The sequence below is a fragment of the Lutimonas vermicola genome, from assembly GCF_038433205.1.
In the GTDB taxonomy this organism is placed as follows: domain Bacteria; phylum Bacteroidota; class Bacteroidia; order Flavobacteriales; family Flavobacteriaceae; genus Lutimonas; species Lutimonas vermicola.
In genome coordinates this window covers 293,567-314,032 of the sequence record NZ_JBCDNA010000003.1, presented here as the reverse complement: position 1 = coordinate 314,032, position 20,466 = coordinate 293,567, and the positions used below count along the sequence as shown (strand labels likewise).

23 protein-coding genes are annotated in these 20,466 nt (G+C 37.1%); 15 read left to right on the top strand and 8 right to left on the bottom strand.

Annotated features, from left to right (window positions below):
• The first annotated feature begins 62 nt into the window (after window positions 1-62).
• The gene (locus AABB81_RS13410) at window positions 63-785 is read left to right on the top strand and encodes a TrmH family RNA methyltransferase (RefSeq protein WP_342161066.1); all 723 of its coding nucleotides are present in this window, start codon (window positions 63-65) and stop codon (window positions 783-785) included.
• Here the strand turns inward: AABB81_RS13410 and kdsA are convergent, their stop codons facing one another.
• The 3 genes from kdsA to gldA are packed head-to-tail and all read right to left on the bottom strand — an operon-like array spanning window position 786 to window position 3,750.
• Entirely contained in the window at window positions 786-1,604 is an 819-nt protein-coding gene (kdsA, locus tag AABB81_RS13405; protein WP_342161065.1) for a 3-deoxy-8-phosphooctulonate synthase, read from the bottom strand. It abuts the gene before it with no gap.
• Window positions 1,605-1,645: 41 nt separating this feature from the next.
• Complete coding sequence (locus tag AABB81_RS13400) at window positions 1,646-2,845, bottom strand: porin (RefSeq protein ID WP_342161064.1); 1,200 nt, start codon at window positions 2,843-2,845, stop codon at window positions 1,646-1,648.
• Between the two features lie 11 nt (window positions 2,846-2,856).
• Complete coding sequence (gldA, locus tag AABB81_RS13395) at window positions 2,857-3,750, bottom strand: gliding motility-associated ABC transporter ATP-binding subunit GldA (RefSeq protein ID WP_342161063.1); 894 nt, start codon at window positions 3,748-3,750, stop codon at window positions 2,857-2,859.
• A 322-nt stretch (window positions 3,751-4,072) separates the two neighbouring features.
• Here gldA and AABB81_RS13390 point away from each other — a divergent pair, with 322 nt between their 5' ends.
• From AABB81_RS13390 to upp, 5 genes are all read left to right on the top strand, one after another.
• Window positions 4,073-4,909: a prephenate dehydratase gene (locus AABB81_RS13390; RefSeq protein WP_342161062.1), complete on the top strand. Its 837-nt coding sequence runs from the start codon at window positions 4,073-4,075 to the stop codon at window positions 4,907-4,909.
• Between the two features lie 2 nt (window positions 4,910-4,911).
• Window positions 4,912-6,060, top strand: coding sequence for a pyridoxal phosphate-dependent aminotransferase (locus AABB81_RS13385; RefSeq protein ID WP_342161061.1), 1,149 nt, complete (start codon window positions 4,912-4,914; stop codon window positions 6,058-6,060).
• Window positions 6,057-6,914 (top strand): prephenate dehydrogenase, encoded by an 858-nt coding sequence (locus AABB81_RS13380; protein WP_342161060.1) that lies wholly within the window; start codon window positions 6,057-6,059, stop codon window positions 6,912-6,914. The genes AABB81_RS13385 and AABB81_RS13380 overlap by 4 nt, the downstream gene beginning before the upstream one ends.
• A gap of 2 nt (window positions 6,915-6,916) precedes the next feature.
• Window positions 6,917-7,996, top strand: a complete 1,080-nt coding sequence (locus AABB81_RS13375) for a chorismate mutase (protein ID WP_342161059.1) — start codon at window positions 6,917-6,919, stop codon at window positions 7,994-7,996.
• Window positions 7,997-8,136: 140 nt separating this feature from the next.
• Window positions 8,137-8,787, top strand: a complete 651-nt coding sequence (upp, locus tag AABB81_RS13370) for a uracil phosphoribosyltransferase (protein ID WP_342161058.1) — start codon at window positions 8,137-8,139, stop codon at window positions 8,785-8,787.
• Window positions 8,788-8,789: 2 nt separating this feature from the next.
• On the opposite strand, the gene AABB81_RS13365 is transcribed toward upp, so the two are convergent.
• Window positions 8,790-9,710: a DUF6427 family protein gene (locus AABB81_RS13365; protein WP_342161057.1), complete on the bottom strand. Its 921-nt coding sequence runs from the start codon at window positions 9,708-9,710 to the stop codon at window positions 8,790-8,792.
• Window positions 9,711-9,836: 126 nt separating this feature from the next.
• Here AABB81_RS13365 and AABB81_RS13360 point away from each other — a divergent pair, with 126 nt between their 5' ends.
• From AABB81_RS13360 to AABB81_RS13345, 4 genes are all read left to right on the top strand, one after another.
• A complete protein-coding gene (locus AABB81_RS13360; protein WP_342161056.1) occupies window positions 9,837-10,034 on the top strand; it encodes a DUF6341 family protein in 198 nt (65 codons plus the stop codon).
• Between the two features lie 24 nt (window positions 10,035-10,058).
• Window positions 10,059-10,730: a tRNA (guanosine(46)-N7)-methyltransferase TrmB gene (trmB, locus tag AABB81_RS13355; RefSeq protein WP_342161055.1), complete on the top strand. Its 672-nt coding sequence runs from the start codon at window positions 10,059-10,061 to the stop codon at window positions 10,728-10,730.
• A gap of 41 nt (window positions 10,731-10,771) precedes the next feature.
• Window positions 10,772-11,107 (top strand): MGMT family protein, encoded by a 336-nt coding sequence (locus AABB81_RS13350; protein WP_342161054.1) that lies wholly within the window; start codon window positions 10,772-10,774, stop codon window positions 11,105-11,107.
• Window positions 11,108-11,203: 96 nt separating this feature from the next.
• Window positions 11,204-11,983, top strand: a complete 780-nt coding sequence (locus tag AABB81_RS13345) for a THC0290_0291 family protein (protein WP_342161053.1) — start codon at window positions 11,204-11,206, stop codon at window positions 11,981-11,983.
• On the opposite strand, the gene AABB81_RS13340 is transcribed toward AABB81_RS13345, so the two are convergent.
• Together AABB81_RS13340 and AABB81_RS13335 are read right to left on the bottom strand one after the other, a co-directional pair.
• On the bottom strand, window positions 11,980-13,125 hold the full coding sequence (locus AABB81_RS13340; protein ID WP_342161052.1) for a cystathionine gamma-synthase: 1,146 nt from the start codon (window positions 13,123-13,125) through the stop codon (window positions 11,980-11,982). The genes AABB81_RS13345 and AABB81_RS13340 overlap by 4 nt on opposite strands.
• An 11-nt stretch (window positions 13,126-13,136) precedes the next feature.
• On the bottom strand, window positions 13,137-13,592 hold the full coding sequence (locus tag AABB81_RS13335; RefSeq protein WP_342161051.1) for a DinB family protein: 456 nt from the start codon (window positions 13,590-13,592) through the stop codon (window positions 13,137-13,139).
• Between the two features lie 65 nt (window positions 13,593-13,657).
• On the opposite strand from AABB81_RS13335, the gene AABB81_RS13330 reads away from it, so the two are divergent.
• Both AABB81_RS13330 and AABB81_RS13325 read left to right on the top strand, forming a co-directional pair.
• Window positions 13,658-14,011, top strand: a complete 354-nt coding sequence (locus tag AABB81_RS13330) for an arsenate reductase family protein (protein WP_342161050.1) — start codon at window positions 13,658-13,660, stop codon at window positions 14,009-14,011.
• A gap of 42 nt (window positions 14,012-14,053) precedes the next feature.
• Entirely contained in the window at window positions 14,054-15,751 is a 1,698-nt protein-coding gene (locus AABB81_RS13325) for a hypothetical protein (RefSeq protein WP_342161049.1), read from the top strand.
• On the opposite strand, the gene AABB81_RS13320 is transcribed toward AABB81_RS13325, so the two are convergent.
• Window positions 15,752-16,435, bottom strand: coding sequence for a hypothetical protein (locus tag AABB81_RS13320; RefSeq protein ID WP_342161048.1), 684 nt, complete (start codon window positions 16,433-16,435; stop codon window positions 15,752-15,754).
• Between the two features lie 145 nt (window positions 16,436-16,580).
• Between AABB81_RS13320 and AABB81_RS13315 the strand changes: the two genes are divergently transcribed.
• From AABB81_RS13315 to mscL, 3 genes are read left to right on the top strand one after another with little or no spacing between them, the layout of a single operon-like run.
• Window positions 16,581-17,201 (top strand): thymidine kinase, encoded by a 621-nt coding sequence (locus tag AABB81_RS13315; RefSeq protein WP_342161047.1) that lies wholly within the window; start codon window positions 16,581-16,583, stop codon window positions 17,199-17,201.
• Window positions 17,194-18,294 (top strand): alanine racemase, encoded by a 1,101-nt coding sequence (alr, locus tag AABB81_RS13310; protein WP_342161046.1) that lies wholly within the window; start codon window positions 17,194-17,196, stop codon window positions 18,292-18,294. Before AABB81_RS13315 ends, alr begins: the two co-directional genes overlap by 8 nt.
• Before the next feature lie 45 nt (window positions 18,295-18,339).
• Entirely contained in the window at window positions 18,340-18,744 is a 405-nt protein-coding gene (mscL, locus tag AABB81_RS13305) for a large conductance mechanosensitive channel protein MscL (RefSeq protein ID WP_342161045.1), read from the top strand.
• Window positions 18,745-18,931: 187 nt separating this feature from the next.
• Here mscL and AABB81_RS13300 read toward each other — a convergent pair whose 3' ends face one another.
• Window positions 18,932-20,437, bottom strand: coding sequence for a GH3 family acyl-acid amido synthetase (locus AABB81_RS13300; RefSeq protein ID WP_342161044.1), 1,506 nt, complete (start codon window positions 20,435-20,437; stop codon window positions 18,932-18,934).
• Window positions 20,438-20,466 lie beyond the last annotated feature (29 nt).

Below are 20,466 nucleotides of genomic sequence, written 5' to 3'. Positions count from 1 at the left end.
ATTTTGACGAATGTTGATGGCAATAGCAGTATTTTAGTTTATTCAAAAGTAACACTATTTAAATGTTAAGCAAAAATCAGGTAAAGTTTATCAGGAGTTTGAAGAAAAAAAAATTTCGGCAGGCCCATCACTTGTTTGTGGCCGAAGGAATAAAGGTTATTGAAGAGTTGATTAACTCCTCATTTCACTTGCATAAACTATACTGTACGGCAGCTTATAAAAATCCTTTTAACGTAACTGATATTCAAATTATTACAGAAAAAGAGCTCGCTATGGTCAGCGAATTTTCAAACCCAAATCAGGTGATCGGTATCTTTGAAATACCTAAGGAAAAAGTATTTCCTAAAACCGGACTCACTGTTGCCCTGGATGAGGTCAACGATCCGGGTAATTTGGGTACGATCATTCGGCTTTGCGATTGGTTCGGAGTATCGCAGTTGATTTGTTCAGAAAACACAGTGGACTGTTTCAATCAAAAGGTTGTTCAAGCCAGTATGGGGTCACTTGGAAGAGTGGCTGTAATCTATGTTAATTTAAAAGCGTATTTAGAGCAAGAGAAAAGGATGATATACGGAACTTTCTTACAAGGTGAAAATATTTATAATTGCCAGCTGGATCATGAGGCAGTAATCGTTTTGGGAAACGAAGCCAATGGAATTTCGGATGAAATAAAAAATCTTGTCCACAAAAAAATAACAATCCCTCAGTTTGGGTCCAATCAACGCACCGAAAGCCTGAATGTCGCTGCCGCAACAGCTATATTTTTAAGCGAGTTTCGAAGGTGATTAGAACTGATTAATCGTCTTTCTTATTGCGACAAGTTTTGTGAGCAAATCCTCCAGATAATCCAGTTTTAACATATTTGCTCCATCTGATTTAGCTGTCTGCGGATCGTGATGTGTTTCAAGGAAAATCCCATCGACGCCCACCGCAATTCCGGCTCTGGCAATAGTTTCTATAAGTTCGGGTTTCCCTCCGGTTACTCCACTGCTTTGATTCGGTTGTTGAAGAGAATGGGTGATATCTAAAATAGTAGGTGCATATTTTTGCATGACCGGAATCCCCCTGAAATCTACGATCATATCCTGATATCCGAACATAGTACCCCTGTCCGTGATCAATACCTTGTTGTTTCCGGAATCCTGAACCTTTTTAACAGCATGCTTCATGGCCTCTGCACTCATAAACTGCCCCTTTTTTAAGTTGACGGTTTTTCCTGTTTTTGCTGCAGCTACAACGAGATCAGTTTGTCTTACTAAAAATGCCGGTATTTGTAGAATATCAACAAATTCAGCAGCAATTTTAGCGTCGTTTACGTCATGTATATCGGTTACTGTCGGCACATCAAATTTGCTGCCTATTTTTGACATAATCTTTAAGGCTTTTTCATCTCCGATTCCGGTAAAACTATCTATCCTGGACCTATTAGCCTTCTTAAAGCTTCCTTTAAAGACATAAGGAATACTTAGTTTATCAGTGATTTTAACCACTTGTTCCGCTATGCGCATTGCCATATCTTCTCCTTCAATGGCGCAAGGGCCGGCCAAAAGGAAAAAATTATTTGAATCAAGGTGCTTAATTTTCGGTATCAGGGCTAAATCCATGGAATCAAATTTGTGCAAAGATACAGTTTAAGTTCAAATTCTTAAAAAATGGAAATGTCCCATTGAATTCGGACCATATGATCTGTATTGTCTTCAATTTTAAACTGGTTAAATTTAAGGTATGAATAATCAATGGTTAGTTTATTTTTATGTCCTTTGAAAAACCAATTCAAACCAAAAGTATATTCATAATTATTATTCCCGGAAATATTCGAATCGGGATCAAAGAAAGCTTGGCGAGCAAAAACCTCAAGTGGTTTAGGGAACTTGTCAAAAAGATAATGAAAGAAATATCCCACTTGAAAATAATTTCCGATCAAAAGTGTTTCCTCAAGGTTGACTTTATCGTCTATATTTTTGTAATGTAGTTCCTGATCGAAGCTCAGCCCTCTATATTTAAAAGCAGTTTCAAATAAAAATTGATCGACTTTGTATTGTCCGTCTACTCCGGGCTCATAACCATATAACTGTCCTCCTCCACTTGTTGAGAACCTGGTATATTTAGAAGTATTAGTAACGCCAGCTATGGCAACCGAGCTGACAAATTTTTCATGGAATTCTAAATCAGATCCTGAAAATCCCAATTCTTTGCCATTCGGGTTCCATTGAAGTCTCATCATATACATCAGGTTGTCATCGTCTCCCACTGAACCACCTCGTCCACTGCCTGTAAGTATTTCTGCCCAATAATTGAAATTAGCTGCTCCTCCACCATCAAGGTTACCATATAGGGAAACACCTTGCTGTCTATCTATTGTGAATATCCTATTGATCAATGAACGTTCCAGACCGGTTTGTTTTCCTGAAGAGATGACCCTTTCACGCGAGTACCTTGCCTTCCATTGTCCGACACGAAATTTTAGATAGGATAGTTTTTCGATCTGAGCCCTGAAATCCAGCAGGTTTCCCCCTCTTAAGTCCTGTTCAAGATAAAAGTTGAATCCCGGCTCCCCGACATAACCCCCGAATTTGATCCTCGCTCTACTGATACCCATATTGATGTCGTCATCACTGAAATCATCCTCACTTGTCGGAAAATTATTGTGCGGATAAGATGCTCTGAATTGTCCCCTAAAGTCAATATAGAACATATACCTGTCTTGATCAAAATGGAATTCGAACCCCTTCCCTTTTTTTAGATAAAAATCCTTTATCTCATCGGTTTTCTTTTCTTCTTCCTGCGAAAAAGAATTCGAAACCCAAAAAACGCAAAAAACAATAATAATAACTACTCTACTCATATCCCACTATATTAATTAGTTAAGTTCTGGAAAAGTGACTCTAAGCTAACTGTTTTTCGATTAAGCCGCAAGGTCCTGAATCCATTTTTCTTTGCAAAATCAAATACTTCAGCCCTCATATCTTCCTCGGTTTCAAAAACCAGGTTCCATAAATTTTCTTCACTCTTATGGGCTTCTTTTAAGTTTGGCAGCGATTTTAGCAATTGCTCATCGACAATGAGGTCAAATTCTACCTGAATCACTTGTTTCTGATCAGTAAGCAATTCGCTGAGTTTTTTATCAGCCACTATATGACCCTTATTAATGATGATCACCCTGTCGCACATAGCTTCAACCTCCTGCATGATATGCGTTGATAATAGAATTGTTTTTGATTTACCAATGTCTTTGATAAGGTCTCTGATCTCTTTTAATTGATTGGGGTCAAGTCCTGTGGTTGGTTCATCAAGAATAAGTACTTCCGGGTCATGTAATAATGCAGCCGCCAAACCAACTCGCTGCCTATACCCTTTTGACAATTGACCAATTTTCTTCCCTTCAATATCATTTAAACCAACCTGATCAATAACCTCGTCTATTCTGTTTTTTCGAATATGGTGTATATCAGCATGAAACAATAAGTACTCCTTTACATAATAATCGAGGTACAAGGGATTGTGCTCGGGCAAATAACCGATGGATTTCTTGACTTCGATATCTTTCTTGAAGGTGTCAAACCCATTGACCATAACCTCACCCTCTGTTTGCTTTATATAGGTTGTAATGATTTTCATCAAGGTAGATTTCCCCGCTCCATTCGGACCAAGGAACCCTACGATCTCTCCTGAATCGATTTTAAAACTGACCCCGTCCAGTGCTTTTTGGGAACCGTATTCCTTAATTACATTTTCAACCTGTATAGACATAAGTAAAAATCTGATTTTACGGTGCAAATAAACGAATTTTTGATATATACTGTCGTCACCTGAGGAAATAAATATACTCCTATATCCAAATAATGTTTGAGTAATTAGCAATCTTTTTTAAAAAAGACTTGCAATTGAAAAATTAATTCATAGATTTGCTGACTAATTTTGATTTTAATGATTAAATCTGTACAAATAGCTAACTGGTTCTACTTTTATTTTTTTACAAAATAAAGGAGGAGACGCTTGTGGTATAGGTTAATTTTAACAACATAGTAAGTCTCGTTTTAACGAGGCTTTTTTTTTTATCAAAAAGAGAAGAATGAAAATAGCCATTCAGGGAATAAAAGGATCTTTCCACCATATCGTGGCCAACAATTATTTTGGCGAGGATATAGCGTTATTGGAATGCATGTCTTTTACTGATATTCCTACCCTGCTTATGAATGACGATGCAGACAGTGCGGTCATGGCTATTGAAAATTCCATTGCGGGTGCCATTTTGCCAAATTATGCTTTGATAGATGAATACGACCTCAGTATAGAAGGAGAAGTCTATATAAATATCCACCATCATTTGATGGCACTTAAAGGACAAGGTATCGAAGATATCAAAGAAGTCTGGTCGCATCCCATGGCTTTGTTGCAATGCAGAAAATTCTTCAGAAGCCGTCCTGAGATCAAGTTGATTGAAGAGAAAGATACGGCAGAAGTTGCTAAAAGAATTAAAGAAAAAGGTCTTAAGGGAATAGCCGCCATTGCCAGTAAAATGGCCGCTGATATGTATGAACTTGATGTTTTGGCCGACGATATTCAAACCATCAAGAATAATTCTACCCGTTTTTTTATCCTGAAAAAGGGAAATGACAGCCCATATCATCCTAGTAAACTAGGCTCAGTAAAAGATAAGGCTTCTATAAAATTTATAACAAAACACGATGCCGGAAGCCTGGCTGAAATACTTGACATTTTTGGGAAACACGATTTGAACCTAACCAAAATACAGTCACTTCCCATTATAGATAAACCCTGGAATTATGCATTTTTTATAGATTTGGTGATCGATGATTTTGTATTGTACAAAAACGCACTTCACCTGATTTCAAAAAAAGTTACTCATTTAAAAATTCTTGGAGAATACCATCAAAACAATTTGTAAACATGTTGCCAATAGCGAAAAGACTTAATGACGTAAAGGAGTACTACTTCTCTATAAAACTTAGAGAAGTAAGGTCGCTGATAGCTCAAGGTAAGCCTATTATCAATTTGGGAATAGGAAGTCCTGATCTCGCTCCACCTGAAACAGTTATCAGGGCCTTAAAAAATGCGGATGTTCACGGATACCAAAGTTACCAGGGCCTCCCCGAATTAAGAAAAGCCATGGCTTCTTTTTATAAGAGGTATTACGGAGTAGATCTGGGATTTGAACACGAAATTTTACCCCTTATGGGCTCAAAGGAAGGTATATTGCATATATCAATGGCCTTTTTGAACGAAGGAGATCAGGTACTGATTCCTGATCCGGGTTATCCTACATATGCTTCTGTTGCCAGGTTAATTCAGGCCGTACCTGTAACCTATGCTTTAAGAGCGAGTAATACATGGTGGCCGGATTTCAACGAACTGGAAAAGTCAGATCTTAGCAAGGTCAAAATCATGTGGGTAAATTACCCGCATATGCCCACTGGCAGCAACGCCAGTAAAAAGCTGTTTGAAGAATTGGTTGCCTTTGGAAAAAAGCATCAGATCCTTATTGTAAATGATAATCCGTACAGCTTTGTTTTAAACGATAATCCTAAAAGTATTTTATCGGTAACAGGGGCAAAAGATACGGCCATAGAACTGAATTCTCTCAGTAAAACCTTTAACATGGCAGGCTGGAGAGTGGGAATGGTCGTAGGGCATGCCGAATATCTTGATGCCATCCTAAAAGTTAAAAGTAATATGGACTCCGGTATGTATTATGGCATTCAACAAGGAGCTATTGAGGCCTTGGGACTGTCATCTGAATGGTTTGATCAAATGAACATGGTTTATAAAAAAAGAAGAGCGATTATTTGGGAAATATGTGACCAATTAAAGTGCACCTATGACCGTGAAAGTTCAGGTCTTTTTGTGTGGGCCAAAATACCGTCAAACAAAACCTCACAGCAAATGACAGATCAATTGTTATATGAAAACAACGTGTTTATTACCCCCGGGACAGTATTTGGTTCTCAGGGTGAAGGATATATTCGATTTTCGCTGTGTGTGGAAGAGGATAAAATAAAGGAAGTGAGCCATCGTTTGTCAAAATACCAGGTATCATGAAAAAAATAGCAGTAATTGGATTAGGGCTTATTGGTGGGTCGCTGGCTCTGGAGTTGAAAAAAAATTCATGGGTTACCATTTACGGTATTGATAAGAATCCTGAACATTTGGAAAAAGCACTGGAACGGGGAATCATCTATGAAAAAGCTGAACTTGATATTATTCATGAAATGGATGTGGTTATTATTGCTGTCCCTGTGAATATTATTCCAGAGTTATCGATTCAGGTACTTGAACTTATAGGAGAAAACACCTTGGTTTTTGATGTGGGCTCCACTAAAGCCGCAGTTTGTGATGCGATAAGAAACCATCCCAAAAGAAAGAATTTTGTGGCACTTCACCCTATCGCAGGAACCGAGTTTTCTGGTCCGGAAGCGGCCATCTATGACCTCTTTACAAAAAAAGTAAATATTATTTGTGAAAAAGAACTCAGCAGCCCGGAAATGATAGAACGAACCATATCTATTTTTGAAAACCTGAAAATGAGAAATGTGTTTATGGATTCACCTGTTCAGCACGATAAACACATTGCCTATGTTTCGCATCTTTCTCATATAAGCTCGTTTATGCTTGGGAAAACTGTTTTGGAAATAGAAAAAGATGAGAAAAGCATATTTAACATGGCAGGAAGCGGATTTGCTTCTACAGTCAGACTGGCGAAAAGTAACCCTGAAACATGGACGCCTATCTTTCTTCAGAACCGGGATAACCTATTAAAATCCCTCGAAGAATACATTAAAAACCTAAATCAATTTAAAGATATCTTAACTAGAAAATCAGCCGATGACGTTTTAAACATCATGGAAGACACAAATAGAATTAAAGACGTGTTGGCCGGTATTAAACATGAATGAAAATGAAAAACAAAAATTTTAGAACATGGTTGGATGCAATGGAACTATCACATCCTTTAGTAATTGCAGGACCATGTAGTGCAGAAAGTGAAGAGCAAGTGCTTGAGATCGCCCATGAATTAAAAAATACGGATGCTACTGTTTTTAGAGCTGGTGTTTGGAAACCGAGAACAAGGCCGGGCTCTTTTGAAGGCAATGGTGCCATAGCGCTTCCGTGGTTGAAAAAAGTAAAAGAGCAGACAGGTTTGTTAACCGCCATTGAGATCGCTAATGCCCATCACGCTAAACTGGCGCTTGAATTCGATATTGATGTCCTTTGGATAGGAGCACGTACAACTGTAAATCCGTTTGCAGTACAGGAAATTGCGGACGCTATCCAGGATACTGACAAAATCGTACTCGTTAAGAACCCTATTAATCCTGATCTGGACCTGTGGATAGGCGCTATTGAAAGATTACATAAGAAAGGGGTGAAAAATCTTGGAGCAATTCACAGAGGTTTCTCATCTTTTAGAAAATCAAACTACAGGAATATTCCCAGCTGGCAAATTCCGATTGATCTAAAAAGTAAATATCCAACCTTGCCAATCATTAATGATCCTTCACATATTTGCGGTAACAGAACTGGAATCTTTGATGTTTCTCAGACAGCTCTTGATCTCAAAATGGATGGCTTGATCATTGAAACCCATTGCCACCCTGATAAAGCCTGGAGTGATGCCAAGCAGCAGATTAAACCAGAGCGTTTGGTGGAAATCATGAACCAACTTAAAGTTAGAAAACCGCGGTTTGAGCAAGAAGAATCCCTTTCTAAACTAAATGCACTCAGGAATGAGATCAACGCCAAGGATGAACAGCTGTTGGAAACGCTTTCAGAAAGAATGCAAATTGTTGAGAACATAGGTAAAGCAAAAAAGGAAAGCAATGTTGCGGTACTCCAAAATGCAAGGTGGAATGAAATTCTTGATAAAGTGCTTGAAAAGGGAGAAACCCAGGGCTTGTCCAAGATTTTTATTGAAAGAATTTTTAAGGCTATCCACCAGGAATCCATCGACCATCAGGAGCGCATTATTAACGGATAAATCATTTGATAATACATCTAATTATTCTCCGGGTTTCTTATCTTTACCTAAGAAATCCGGAGATTCTTTTTACGGTCGTACCATGGAGGTTTAAATACGGGTACGACAAGTCAATATATTCATTGGATAATTTTTTTTAAATGATCATACATAATTTAGATAAAACTAATTCTATTCTGAACCAATTTATCTCTGAGATCAGGGATATCAACATTCAAAAGGACTCCATGAGGTTCCGAAGAAATATTGAAAGAATCGGGGAAATCCTAAGTTATGAATTGAGTCGGGAGTTGCATTTCCAGGATCAGGAGGTGCAAACGCCATTAGGGGTTAAAAAAGTTCCTCTTGTATCTGATCAACTTGTGCTCTGTTCGGTACTCAGGGCCGGATTACCTTTGCATCAGGGGATACTGAATTATTTCGATCATATTGAGAATGCCTTTATTTCGGCTTACAGACTCCATAAAACCCCGGAAATATTTGAAATTAAAGTAGAGTATCTTGCCACCCCGGCTCTTAACGGGAAAATTCTTATACTTGCTGATCCGATGCTGGCAACAGGCAGTTCTCTGGTATCCGTTTACGATATTTTAAAAAAAATCGGCACCCCCAGTCAGGTCCATTTGGTATCGGTCATTGCCGCTAAAGAAGGGATTGACTATATATCAAAACATTTTCCGGACAATACGCATTTATGGGTGGCTACTGTTGATGATAAATTAAATTCTAAAGGCTATATCGTTCCAGGGCTTGGGGATGCCGGTGACCTAGCTTTTGGAAATAAGCTCTAAGCTTAAAAATAATTGCTTATAAGAGTCACAAAAAACAGATAGATGATCAGCTCTTTTAACCAATACCTGTTAATAACCTGAAGATAATTGGCAAATAATACACTCAATGGAAAGAAGAGGAAAATAAGCTCTGAACCATCTTTATCAACTCCAACCAAAGCTATCATTAATGACACTCCAATATGTACAATCAATAAAGACCATGTGGCTTTAAAATCTATTTTAGCCAGTAAAGACCTTCTTGTAGTGGGATAAATAGCAACCAATGCCATTACTCCAGTCAAAATCAAGGCTACAAAAAAATTTGCTGAAGTGTATTCCGTTAAACTAAAGTCATAACTCCATTTCCATAAATTCCTAAATCGATCAAGGTCGTCAAATGCAAGTAAATAAGTATAAGATAAAAAAATTGGGGTTAGAAAACCTATAACGGGTATCACAAAGTTACGCCAATCAATCTTTCTAAAGATTAGAATGGCAGCATAAAGCAGGATCAAATAAAATAAACTCCAAACATAAAACAGACTTGCTATACCGATCCAGAAAGCTCCGTCAAAAATCTTTTCCTTCGTCTGAAGAGATGATCTAAGGCTGTAAATTCTCCTAAAAGCCAAAAGCAGTATAAAATTTGATATAAATACGCCTTCATGTATAAAAGAATTAGGGAAATAACTGCTGATTAGGATATAGAATAAAATTGCAAAAGAATTGTCTTCTGTTAAGGAGTTCTTTCGAATTATAAAATTCAACACAAAAACTGTCAAAATCGCCAGGAAGAGAAACAGTCCGTTTTTAACAAAGAAATAAAAATCAAGGGGTTCTGAATTGACATTAATCAGGGCAACTAAAAAAATAATAAAAACTAAAATCGAAAGAACCAAAAAATTTATTGGCTTGGTTTTATTAAAAAAATTGGCAATCATGATGATATTTTTTAATTTTGCCCCGAGCTAATTGAAAACTCGTCTATATTTGCGACAAGAATAAGCTAAAGTAAAAACTTTTACAACAAGAGCCTCCAGGTTTAAGTTGAATTTAAAAAATTTAATATGATTTCAAATAATTTTTTCAGGGCTCTTGCAGAATTCTTTACTGAGATACTGTTCGCTCCTTACGAAGCTATACGATCTATTGATAATTGGTGGGCAACGAATTTCTTTAACGCTATTCTTTTCTTTGCTACTGCAGGCTTATTTATTTACTGGCTTGGGCAACTGCAAAAGTTTAGAAAAACAAATACGGAGTAATCATTTTATAAAACCCTGGATTCTTTGGGAAGCAAGAATAAATTAAAGCGATTCAGAGATAATGAATCTTTTGAAAATGTAATTCAACCGAGTCGTGAAGAAGTTCTTGCAGGGTTTTCACTTAAAGGTCAATGGCATTCCTTTTTTAAGAATGACAATCCAATTGTATTAGAACTTGGTTGCGGAAAAGGTGAATATTCTGTGGCTCTGTCTAAAAAATATCCAGATAAAAATTTTATTGGTGTTGACATAAAAGGTGCCAGGTTTTGGAGAGGTGCCAAAACTGCACTTGAAAACGATTTTCAGAACGTTGCTTTTCTGAGGACACAGATTGAGCTTATAAGCCATTGCTTCGATGAAAACGAAGTTTCTGAAATATGGATAACTTTTCCTGACCCGCAAATAAAATACAAACGCACAAAACACCGGCTCATTACAAAACCCTTTTTGGAGAAATATCAGAGGATTTTAGAGCCCAATGGTTTCATTCATTTAAAAACAGATAGTGAATTTCTCCACGGCTATCTTCTTGGGGTTTTGCATGAGGGGAACCATGATATTATCTTTGCGCATCATGACATTTACAATAGCAGCAGTCCTCCTTTCGAAGCAACGGCAATTCAAACATTTTATGAGCAACAGTATCTCGATGCTAAAAAGGCCATCACCTATGTAAAATTTCGCACCAGGTATTAATTTTTATTTGATTTTTCATCAACTAAACCTATTACTTAAAAATGACAGCAGAAGGGTTTTTTTCCAGAGTGTATGAAGTAACCAAACTTATTCCTTTCGGACGGGTGACTTCGTACGGCGCCATTGCTAAATATTTGGGTACACCACGATCTGCCAGAATGGTTGGCTGGGCTCTAAACGCCTCACATCTAGATGATTCTATCCCTGCCCATCGAGTTGTAAACCGAAATGGGCTTTTGAGCGGGAAACATCATTTTAAAGGTTCAAATTTGATGCAGCAACTCCTGGAAAATGAAAATATTAAGGTTGAAAACAATCAAGTTGTTGCCTTCGAAAAGTATTTCTGGGACCCGAATATTCAATTAATAAAGCACTAAATCCTAAAATATTTAGTTTTTTGTTTTGAAAAACGAGATTAAAGCATTTTCTTTTTTATATTTGTGCTGGATTGTATCTAAAATTTTAACTAAACGATGAAGAAACATTTACCTAATTTTTTTGCAGTATTACTTTTCTTCTTTTTTCTGCATTCAAGGGCACAATCGAGTGTCAGTCATGAATTAGGGGTGTCATTCGGTATCGCTTCTTTTCAGACGGATATGGGGCTCAGTTCTGAATTTGCTGCTGCGAATCAAGCTTCATTGTCTTTTGGTATTTCTCATTATTTGAAATTTTTTGGAAGTCAGTACAATTGGCGAAGTGGGTCAACTTTTTTTAGCGAACATTTCAAATTGAAAACTGAGTTGTCTTATATTAACAATACAAATGTCTCTTTTGAACCTGCAGGTGAGAGCGAGAAATTAGACAATATGAAAGCTGCGATAAAGCTTTTTAATGTTGGCTTGAATTTAGAATACTATATCTTAGAGCTTGAGGATTATACCTCATATTTCAAAACAACAGGATCCATAAATCCTTTTGTAACTGTTGGTGTACATTACAGTTATTCTCAACCTGATATTCTGGTTAATGACGTCTCGCTTAAGGGTAAGGATGAACCCTACACAGATTTGATCGATAAATGGCAGGAAGGAGCTGTTTTTCTTGACGCTGAAAATATATTTTCTGCTACGGCCGGCGCAGGTGTCAGATTTAGTCTGGAGAAACTGGACTTTAGTTTAGAAGGCAGGTACCAGTACTATTTCTCCGATGTTGTCGAAGGATTAAATGCACCCAATGATCCTGCGAATAAAGGTAATGATTCCATGGTGTTTTTTACCACTGGTGTCACATATGTCTTTGGCAAGAATTAAATCATTGCCAGTGCTTTTTCAAGATCCTCTAAAAGATCTTTTTCAGCTTCTATACCCACGCTTAACCTGATCAATGAATCTATAACGCCTGTCTTTTCCCGTTCCTCCTTTGGAATGGATGCATGTGTCATACTGGCCGGGTGACCACTCAAGGATTCTACACCCCCTAAAGATTCAGCAAGTGTAAAAACCTTAAGGTTTTCAAGAATTTTAAGAGCATCCTTATAATGATCCCCCTTTATTGTAAAAGACAGCATACCACCAAACCCGGACATCTGAGATTTAGCGATATCATGATTGGGATGGTCCTGAAAACCAGGCCAATACACTTTTCCAACTTTTGGATGCGCTTTTAAATACTGTGCCACTGCAGCTCCATTTTCGCAATGTCGCTGCATACGAACATGCAATGTCTTTATGCCTCGCAACACCAAAAAGCTGTCCATAGGACCACATACTGCCCCACTTGCGTTTTGAATAAAATAAAGTTGGTCTGCAATCGTCTTTTCCTTGACAATCAAGGCTCCCATAATAACATCCGAATGGCCTCCCAAATACTTAGTGGCAGAATGCATGACAATATCGGCTCCAAGATCCAATGGCCTCTGCAAATAAGGCGTGGCAAAAGTATTGTCAACAACCAACAATACCTCATTGTTTTTTGCCAGTTCGGCACAGCGCTTGATATCAATAATATTCAACATTGGATTTGTTGGTGATTCCACCCAAATCAATTTAGTGTTTCCATTGATGCATTTTTCAATATTGCTCACATCTTCCATCCCCACAAAGTGAAATTTGATCCCGAATTTTTTAAAAATCGTAGAAAACAACCTGAATGTACCTCCATAAAGATCGTTAGTTGATATCACCTCATCTCCCGGTTTCAACAACTTCATAATGGCGTCAATAGCTGCCAGTCCCGAAGCAAAGGCCAGACCGTAATTTCCGTTTTCTATACTTGCAAAAGCATTTTCCAAAGCTGTTCGGGTAGGGTTCCCCGTTCGCGAATATTCATAGCCCTTGTGGTTTCCAGGTGATACCTGAGCGTATGTTGATGTCTGGTATATTGGAGGCATTACCGCTCCTGTACCGGGATCATGTTGCTGGCCTCCATGAATCACTTTTGTATTAAAGTCCATAAGAAAGTATTTTAAACAATTTTCATTAATGAGAGTACTACTCCGAGATGAATACCATCGTGAAAAGTACTGAAACCAAAAGCGTCATCAATGCTTTTTAGTTCAATTCCCGCACTCGTCATATAAGGTTTAAAATGTTTGAACATTCCATTGTTATAATCCACAAAGGTATTTTTCATTGCATTTACCAGCTCTTCTTTTACATACCGGATGTCTGATTCATCTATATTTTCGGTAGCCAAAGACCCCTTGCCATATTTGGTCACCATATCCTCCCTTATTTTTAGGTCAAGACCAGACAATCGATAACACAAAAGCTGTTGGGTCACCAAGACATGTGCTATATTCCAAAACACAGAATTTCTGAAATGAACCGGTATTGTAACCAACTCTTCAAAAGACTTGTTTTCTAAAATGTTTAACATTGATGTTCTTGTGAACAAAGCTGTTTCAAATAATTTTTCCATAAATCTAAAAATTCCCTAAAAATAAGTAACTTTAAGCTTATGAAACGCCTCATCAGCAAAAATAAATGAAAAAAATTTACTACTTAAAAACCTGTGACACCTGTAAAAGAATTATGCGATCTCTTTCACTTGACGGATTTACAATTCGGGAAATTAAGACCAAACCCATTACCGTTTCAGAACTTGAAGAAATGTTTCAACTTTCCGGCAGTTATGAGTCTCTTTTTAGCCGTAGGGCAAAAAAATATGCAGCCATGGGTTTAAAAGATCAAAAATTAGAAGAAGTAGACTATAAGCAGCTGATTTTAAGTGATTATACATTTTTAAAACGCCCTGTTATCATTAGTGATACAACTATTTTCATAGGAAGTGATAAAAAAAATATGCAGCTTTTAAAAGAGTATTTTAAAACCAATTGATCTTTTCCGACTACTTGTTTTAAATATCCCGACCCTCAATCAATGTCAATAAATAAAAAATACAAAATCGCCTTTAGCATATTGCTAGGTATTGTATTGCTCATTTTCTTAGCCAGTTTTATTATTTCAAATGTTGTTTCGCGAAAGGTTGTTGAGATACTGGCTAATCAAAATATTGAACAAATTCATGTCTCCATCAAAAGAACCAAATTCAGTCTTTTTGACCGCTCTCTGGTCTTTAGTGAAGTCCATGTAGGACCGACAGATTCGGCAATGGTAAAACTTCAAAATAACAAACTCGAAAAAAAGTCATTGCATAAACTTTCAATTTCAAGACTTAAAGTCAAGGGTATCCACTTATTACCGCTCCTTCTTTCAAAAGAGCTTGCAATCAATAAGCTTATTGTAGATGATCCGTTGTATCAGCATTTTACAAATGGTGAAAAAGAACCCTCGAACCCCGGCAAAAAACCTGTTCGACTTGACTCTATCTACATAAAGGAATTAAATGGATTTCAACTTGATGCCATAAAATTTGACAATTTGAAGGTTCAGTTGATTGATGTGGTAAAGAATGAAATTACATTCCAGAACAAACCGCTAAATTTTGAAGTTACAGGAATAAAACTCGATAAAATTGGCGAGAATTATTTTAAACTTTCTCCTTTGAAAAAACTATTTGAAATTACACAGATTAAAGTTGAATTTCCAAATATAAAATACAACTTCTCCATTGACGCCTTAAAATATCATTTAGAGGAGGATCAATTGCAGATTTCCAATCTCAAATACAAACCAATGGTCAATAAAAAGACCTTGGCTAATTCGTACACTTACAACAAGGAAGTGTACGAATTAAGTATTAAAGATCTTAAAGTTTTTAATCTTGACCTCGAAAAAGTCATTCAAAATAAAGGTTTTTTTATGGATAGTGTCGAAATTACAAAGCTATCCTTGAACATATACAAAGATAAAAGGAAACCTTTTGATCTCAATAAACGACCTGAATTGCCTCATCAGATGTTAAAACAAATGGAAACACCTCTTTTAATTCATAAAATTTCTTTCGCTGAAAGCGATGTGGTCTTTGAAGAAAAATTGGACCATAAAGATATTCTTTTGAAAGTTTTTATGGAAGACATGAAAGTCAATATCTTTAATGTAAGTTCAATTGAAGCGTATAGGGAAGTCCCGCTCAAAATTCACATTAGTACTAAATTCATGGGTAAATCGACGTTAAATATGGATATGTTATTGCCACTTGCTGATGATCAAAATACCTTTTTCTTTAGTGGATATTTAGGGCCTTCTGAAATGATCTATTATGATTCTGCAATATTTCCTGCTTTGGGTCTAAAGATATTGGAAGGTAGGGTCGAAAGTCTTTCATTTCAAGCTTCGGCAAACAATTACAATTCAAATGGAACCATGAAGTTTGCATACCACGATCTTGATGCAGAAGTCTTTAAACAAACGAACACCGATAAAAACAACTTTCTTAGCTGGTCGGTCAATAATTTAATTCACAAATCCAACCCTGGTAAAAACGGTGAATTGAGAGAGGCTACTATGAGTTTTGAACGGGTTATGTATAAGGGTTTTACTAATTATTTATGGAAAACATTGCAAAATGGACTGGTGAATAGTATAGCCCCCTTTGGAAAGACTACTGAAAAAGTAGATGCCAAGAAAAAAAGACAACGAAAAAGAGAACAACGAAGAAATGATAAACGTGACTAGTTATAAAAATTTCCTTTCGACTAAACTGAAGAATCTATCTTCAAGATCTTCTTTTCCTTTCCAGTTATAATTTGGTTTGACTTGATATTGAAAATAATGTAAGGCCTCCTCCTTAGTGGTACATTCATTAAGTTTTGACAGCACTTTGTTGAAATCAGACTGGCTAAAGTTAAATAATTTGTTCACAAAAGCTATTCTGTCATTGAGCCCTACCTGAATGCTGTTTCCCAGAAGTTTATCATTCAGCGACAGTTGCTTTGGAGCTTCCTTTTTAATCTGAAATAAATTTTCGGTCTCATCCAGGGAAACCGTGTCTTTAAACTCTTCCTTCTGACTCATATCTTCCTTTATACCGTCAAAAGTGGGCACAAATAGGTCATTGAGACTCAATGGCTGTTCTTCCTCCTCTTCTGCCTCTTCAATTTCTTTAATTTCTTCCTCAACTTTTGATTCAATCTCAAAAAGGTCTTTAATACTTGTATCGCGTTCTAAAAAAGGTTCTTCTGACCTTTCCTGTGCAAAAGGATCTTTTTTAGCCTCCTGTTCATTTAAATAATGCAGCACCATTAGTTTCTCATATAACTCTCGCGATTGAACCAGCCAGGATTCTACGGTAAGTGCCGGATCCTCTTCCAAAATTTTTTCGGCAAGGTTCTTAAGTTCTTTGATCAAATCATTCAACATTGCTCATATTTTTTGCAGGTAGTAATCGCTGTGTGAGAAAGATACAAAATTAACATTTTCAAAAGAAAATACTACTAAAGAATTTCATTACTTTTGTTTTAACTTACAAGTCAAATATTGTTTTTTCAATGCGAAAAAGTTTTAAATGTTTTTAGAAAATACCGTAAATCATACAGAAAAATTTGGTTGGATCGAAGTGATCTGCGGTTCTATGTTTTCAGGAAAAACAGAAGAATTGATTCGGCGTTTAAGACGCGCCCAGTTTGCAAAACAAAGTGTGGAGATCTTTAAACCTGCTGTTGATACCCGGTACGCAGAGGAGATGGTCGTTTCGCATGATGAGAATGAAATCCGTTGCACTCCGGTTCCTTCTTCGGCAAATATACGTTTGTTGGCCAATGATATAGATGTAGTTGGTATTGATGAAGCGCAATTCTTTGATGATGAAATTGTGAATGTTTGCAATGATCTGGCCAATCGAGGGATTCGTGTAATTGTAGCCGGACTGGACATGGATTTTAAAGGGAATCCTTTTGGCCCTATGCCCGCTTTAATGGCCACAGCAGAATATGTAACAAAGGTCCATGCAGTTTGCACTAAAACCGGAAATCTGGCCAATTATAGCCACAGAACCGTTCCCGACGACCGTTTAGTTGTTCTTGGAGAAGTTCACGAATACGAGCCTCTTAGCAGGGCCGCATTCTTTAAGGAAAGACAAAAGGAACTTAAAGAAAAGAAGGAAATATCTAAAGAATCCAATGAATAACAATCCTACGGTTTTAGAAATCAGACTGTCTTCTATAGAACACAATCTTAATTTTTTTCGTTCAAAATTGCAAAATAGCACTAAGATCCTGGCCGTTGTTAAGGCTTCCGGATATGGATCTGATGCCGTGGCAGTAGCCCGGTTTTTAGAGGAACTGAAAATTGATTATTTCGCCGTAGCCTATACAGACGAAGGAATTGCATTGAGAAATTCAGGAATAAAAACTCCTATTTTAGTACTTCACCCTCAATTAGAAAACCTGGGACTTATTATACAGTATAATTTAGAACCTAATTTATACAGCAAGAAAATATTTCTCGCTTTTTTGGAACTTAGCAAGGAATACGGAATCCTCGAATATCCCATACATCTTAAATTCAACACGGGCCTCAACCGTTTGGGTTTTAAGGAATTGGATATTCCGTTTCTGTTGCATCATTTAAAAGATCAACCAACATTATTATTGAAATCAATCTTTTCTCATTTAGCCGCATCCGAGGATAGAAATGAAAGAGACTATACGCTCAATCAAATTGATTCTTTCCGTTCAATTGCTGAATCCTTTGAAAGAACTTTAGGGTTTAAACCCATGATGCATATGAGCAATACTTCGGGAATCCTGAACTATCCTGAAGCTCATTTTGACATGGTAAGGTTGGGACTGGGCTTGTATGGATTTTCAAATGATCCTGGTTTTAATTCAAAATTAAAAAATGTACTTTCTCTTAAAAGTGTTATCTCACAGATACATGAAATAGATAAAAATGAAAGTGTAGGCTATAACAAAGGATTCACGGCAAAAAAACAAATGCGAACCGCAACGATTCCTCTTGGGCATGCAGATGGGTTTTTCCGGAGTTTAGGTCAGGGAAAAGTCTTTGTAAAGATCCATGGGAATAAAGCACCGATTATTGGAAATATTTGCATGGATATGGCAATGATTGATGTATCTGACATTGATTGTGAAGAAGGAGATCAGGTGATTATTTTTGACAGCCAGCAGGAAATCCTTGAACTTGCCTTTCAAGCTGACACCATAAGTTATGAAATTCTCACAGCTTTGGGCGGCAGAATTAGACGCGTTATTCATTAGTATTTTTATTACCTTCGTTCCAACACAAATCTTAAATCTTATATTATGCTCAAAGAATTTAAAGAATTTGCCTTAAAAGGGAGCCTTTTAGACATTGCTGTGGGTTTTGTCATGGGAGCCGCTTTCAAAAGCGTTATCACTTCATTTACAGGGGGTATAGTCTCTCCTTTAATTGGCTTGCTGCTTAAATCTGACCTCAAAGAACTCAAATGGATTGTTCGGGAGGGAGTCGCTAACGCCGATGGAGTAGTTGAAGGTACCATAGCGGTATTATATGGAGAATTCATAACCAATGTGATTGACTTTATCATTGTAGCTTTCGTCATGTTTCTCATTGTCAAAGCTGTGAATAAATTCAAGAGAAAAGAAGAAGAGGCTCCGGCTCCACCAGCAGGTCCCAGTCAGGAAGAACTTCTCGCTGAGATCAGAGATCTTTTGGCTAAAAAATAGATTCTATTTCCTTTTAGACATAAACACTTAGGCTATAGACGGCGAATTCGCAGTTTTTTCAATAAACTGAAATTGATTGCCTATAGCTGTATTTACAGTTTTTAAAATCCAAAAATAGTCCTCGCATTTAGTTGTATCCCTTCACTGCTCTTCTTTCCCGTGTATTTAGAGACATCACCTTCATAAATTAATCGATAAGATGAAGTTGATCAACAATCTTTCTGTCATTTGCGAGTCTTGGTATCTTGTTTTGTCCTCCCAATTTTCCTACTGAACGCATATATTGATCAAAGCCATTCTTCTGAACTTTACTGATGATCAATGGCTGTAATATCTTCCCCTCAATGAGGTCAAAGTAATAGGTGTTCTGCCTTTGCATTTCCTGATCTATCAAACTGGAAAATGATTTCAGGTCCTCGGGTTCCTGTTCGAATTCAATAAACCATTCGTGATATGGAAGTTGTCCAGGTCCAGGATTCACCTGGGGTGCTACTGTGAATTCTTTGATCTTTACGCCTGTATTTGCAACGGCATATTGAAGAGCCTGTTCAACTTCCTTCCCGATAACGTGTTCACCAAAAGCTGAAATAAAATGTTTGATCCTCCCGGTTACAATCACCCTGAATGGTTCAAGTGAAGTAAAAGCGATCGTATCTCCTATATTATAACCCCATAATCCGGCATTGGTTGAAATGATCATGACATAATTTACCCCCAGCTTAACATCTCTGATGGTTATTCTCTCAGGTGATTCCTTGTAAAAATCGTCAGCTACAATAAATTCGTAAAATATACCACTATTGAGCAGCAAGAGCATTCCCTCATCGGTTGATGACTTTTTGTGTTGGATATCCTGATAAGCAAAAAATCCCTCTGAAGCAGGAAACAATTCTATTGAGTCAACCTTTCTTCCAATGAGGTGTTCCATGTTCTGCCTGTATGGTTCATAATTGACCCCTCCATAAACGAAAAGATTAAAATTAGGAAAGATCTCCGATACCTTTTTCCCTTCATGTTCAATGAGTTTTTCAAAATACATCTGTACCCAGGAAGGTATCCCACTTATCAAACGCATATCTTCAGACACGGTTTCCTTTACAATAGCATCAACTTTTGTTTCCCAGTCATCAATACAATTGGTTTCCCAGGATGGCAATCTGTTTTTTTGAAGATATTTTGGCACGAAATGTGCCACAATCCCGGATAGTCTCCCGGTTTTTACCTTACCCGAATCATCAATCTCAGGGGAACCTTGTAAAAAAATCATTTTGCCATTTACAAAATCTGATTTTCCTGTTTCTGCAATATAAAGAAGCAAGGCCTCTTTTGCTGCTGAAATCTGGCAGGGCATCGAATCTTTCGTGATGGGAATATACTTGGCTCCTGATGTAGTTCCTGAGGTTTTCGCGAAATACAAAGGCTTACCCTTCCAAAGAATGTCAGGTTTACCAATGCGAATAAGCTCGACATACTCTTTTAAACCTTCATAGTCCCGAACGGGAACACGATCTTTAAAATCATGAAAGGTTCTGATCTTATCAAATTGATGATCACGGCCAAATTTGGTGTTTTTTGCCGATTCAATAAGTTTTTTGAAGACCTTATCCTGAGTCTGATAAGGTACCCTTGCCCAGGCATAGACTTGTTTTGCAACAATGCGAGCGTAAATTTTTGCGAGATATGACTTTAGCACAAATGAAAATCTAGTTTGTTAGGCCAGAA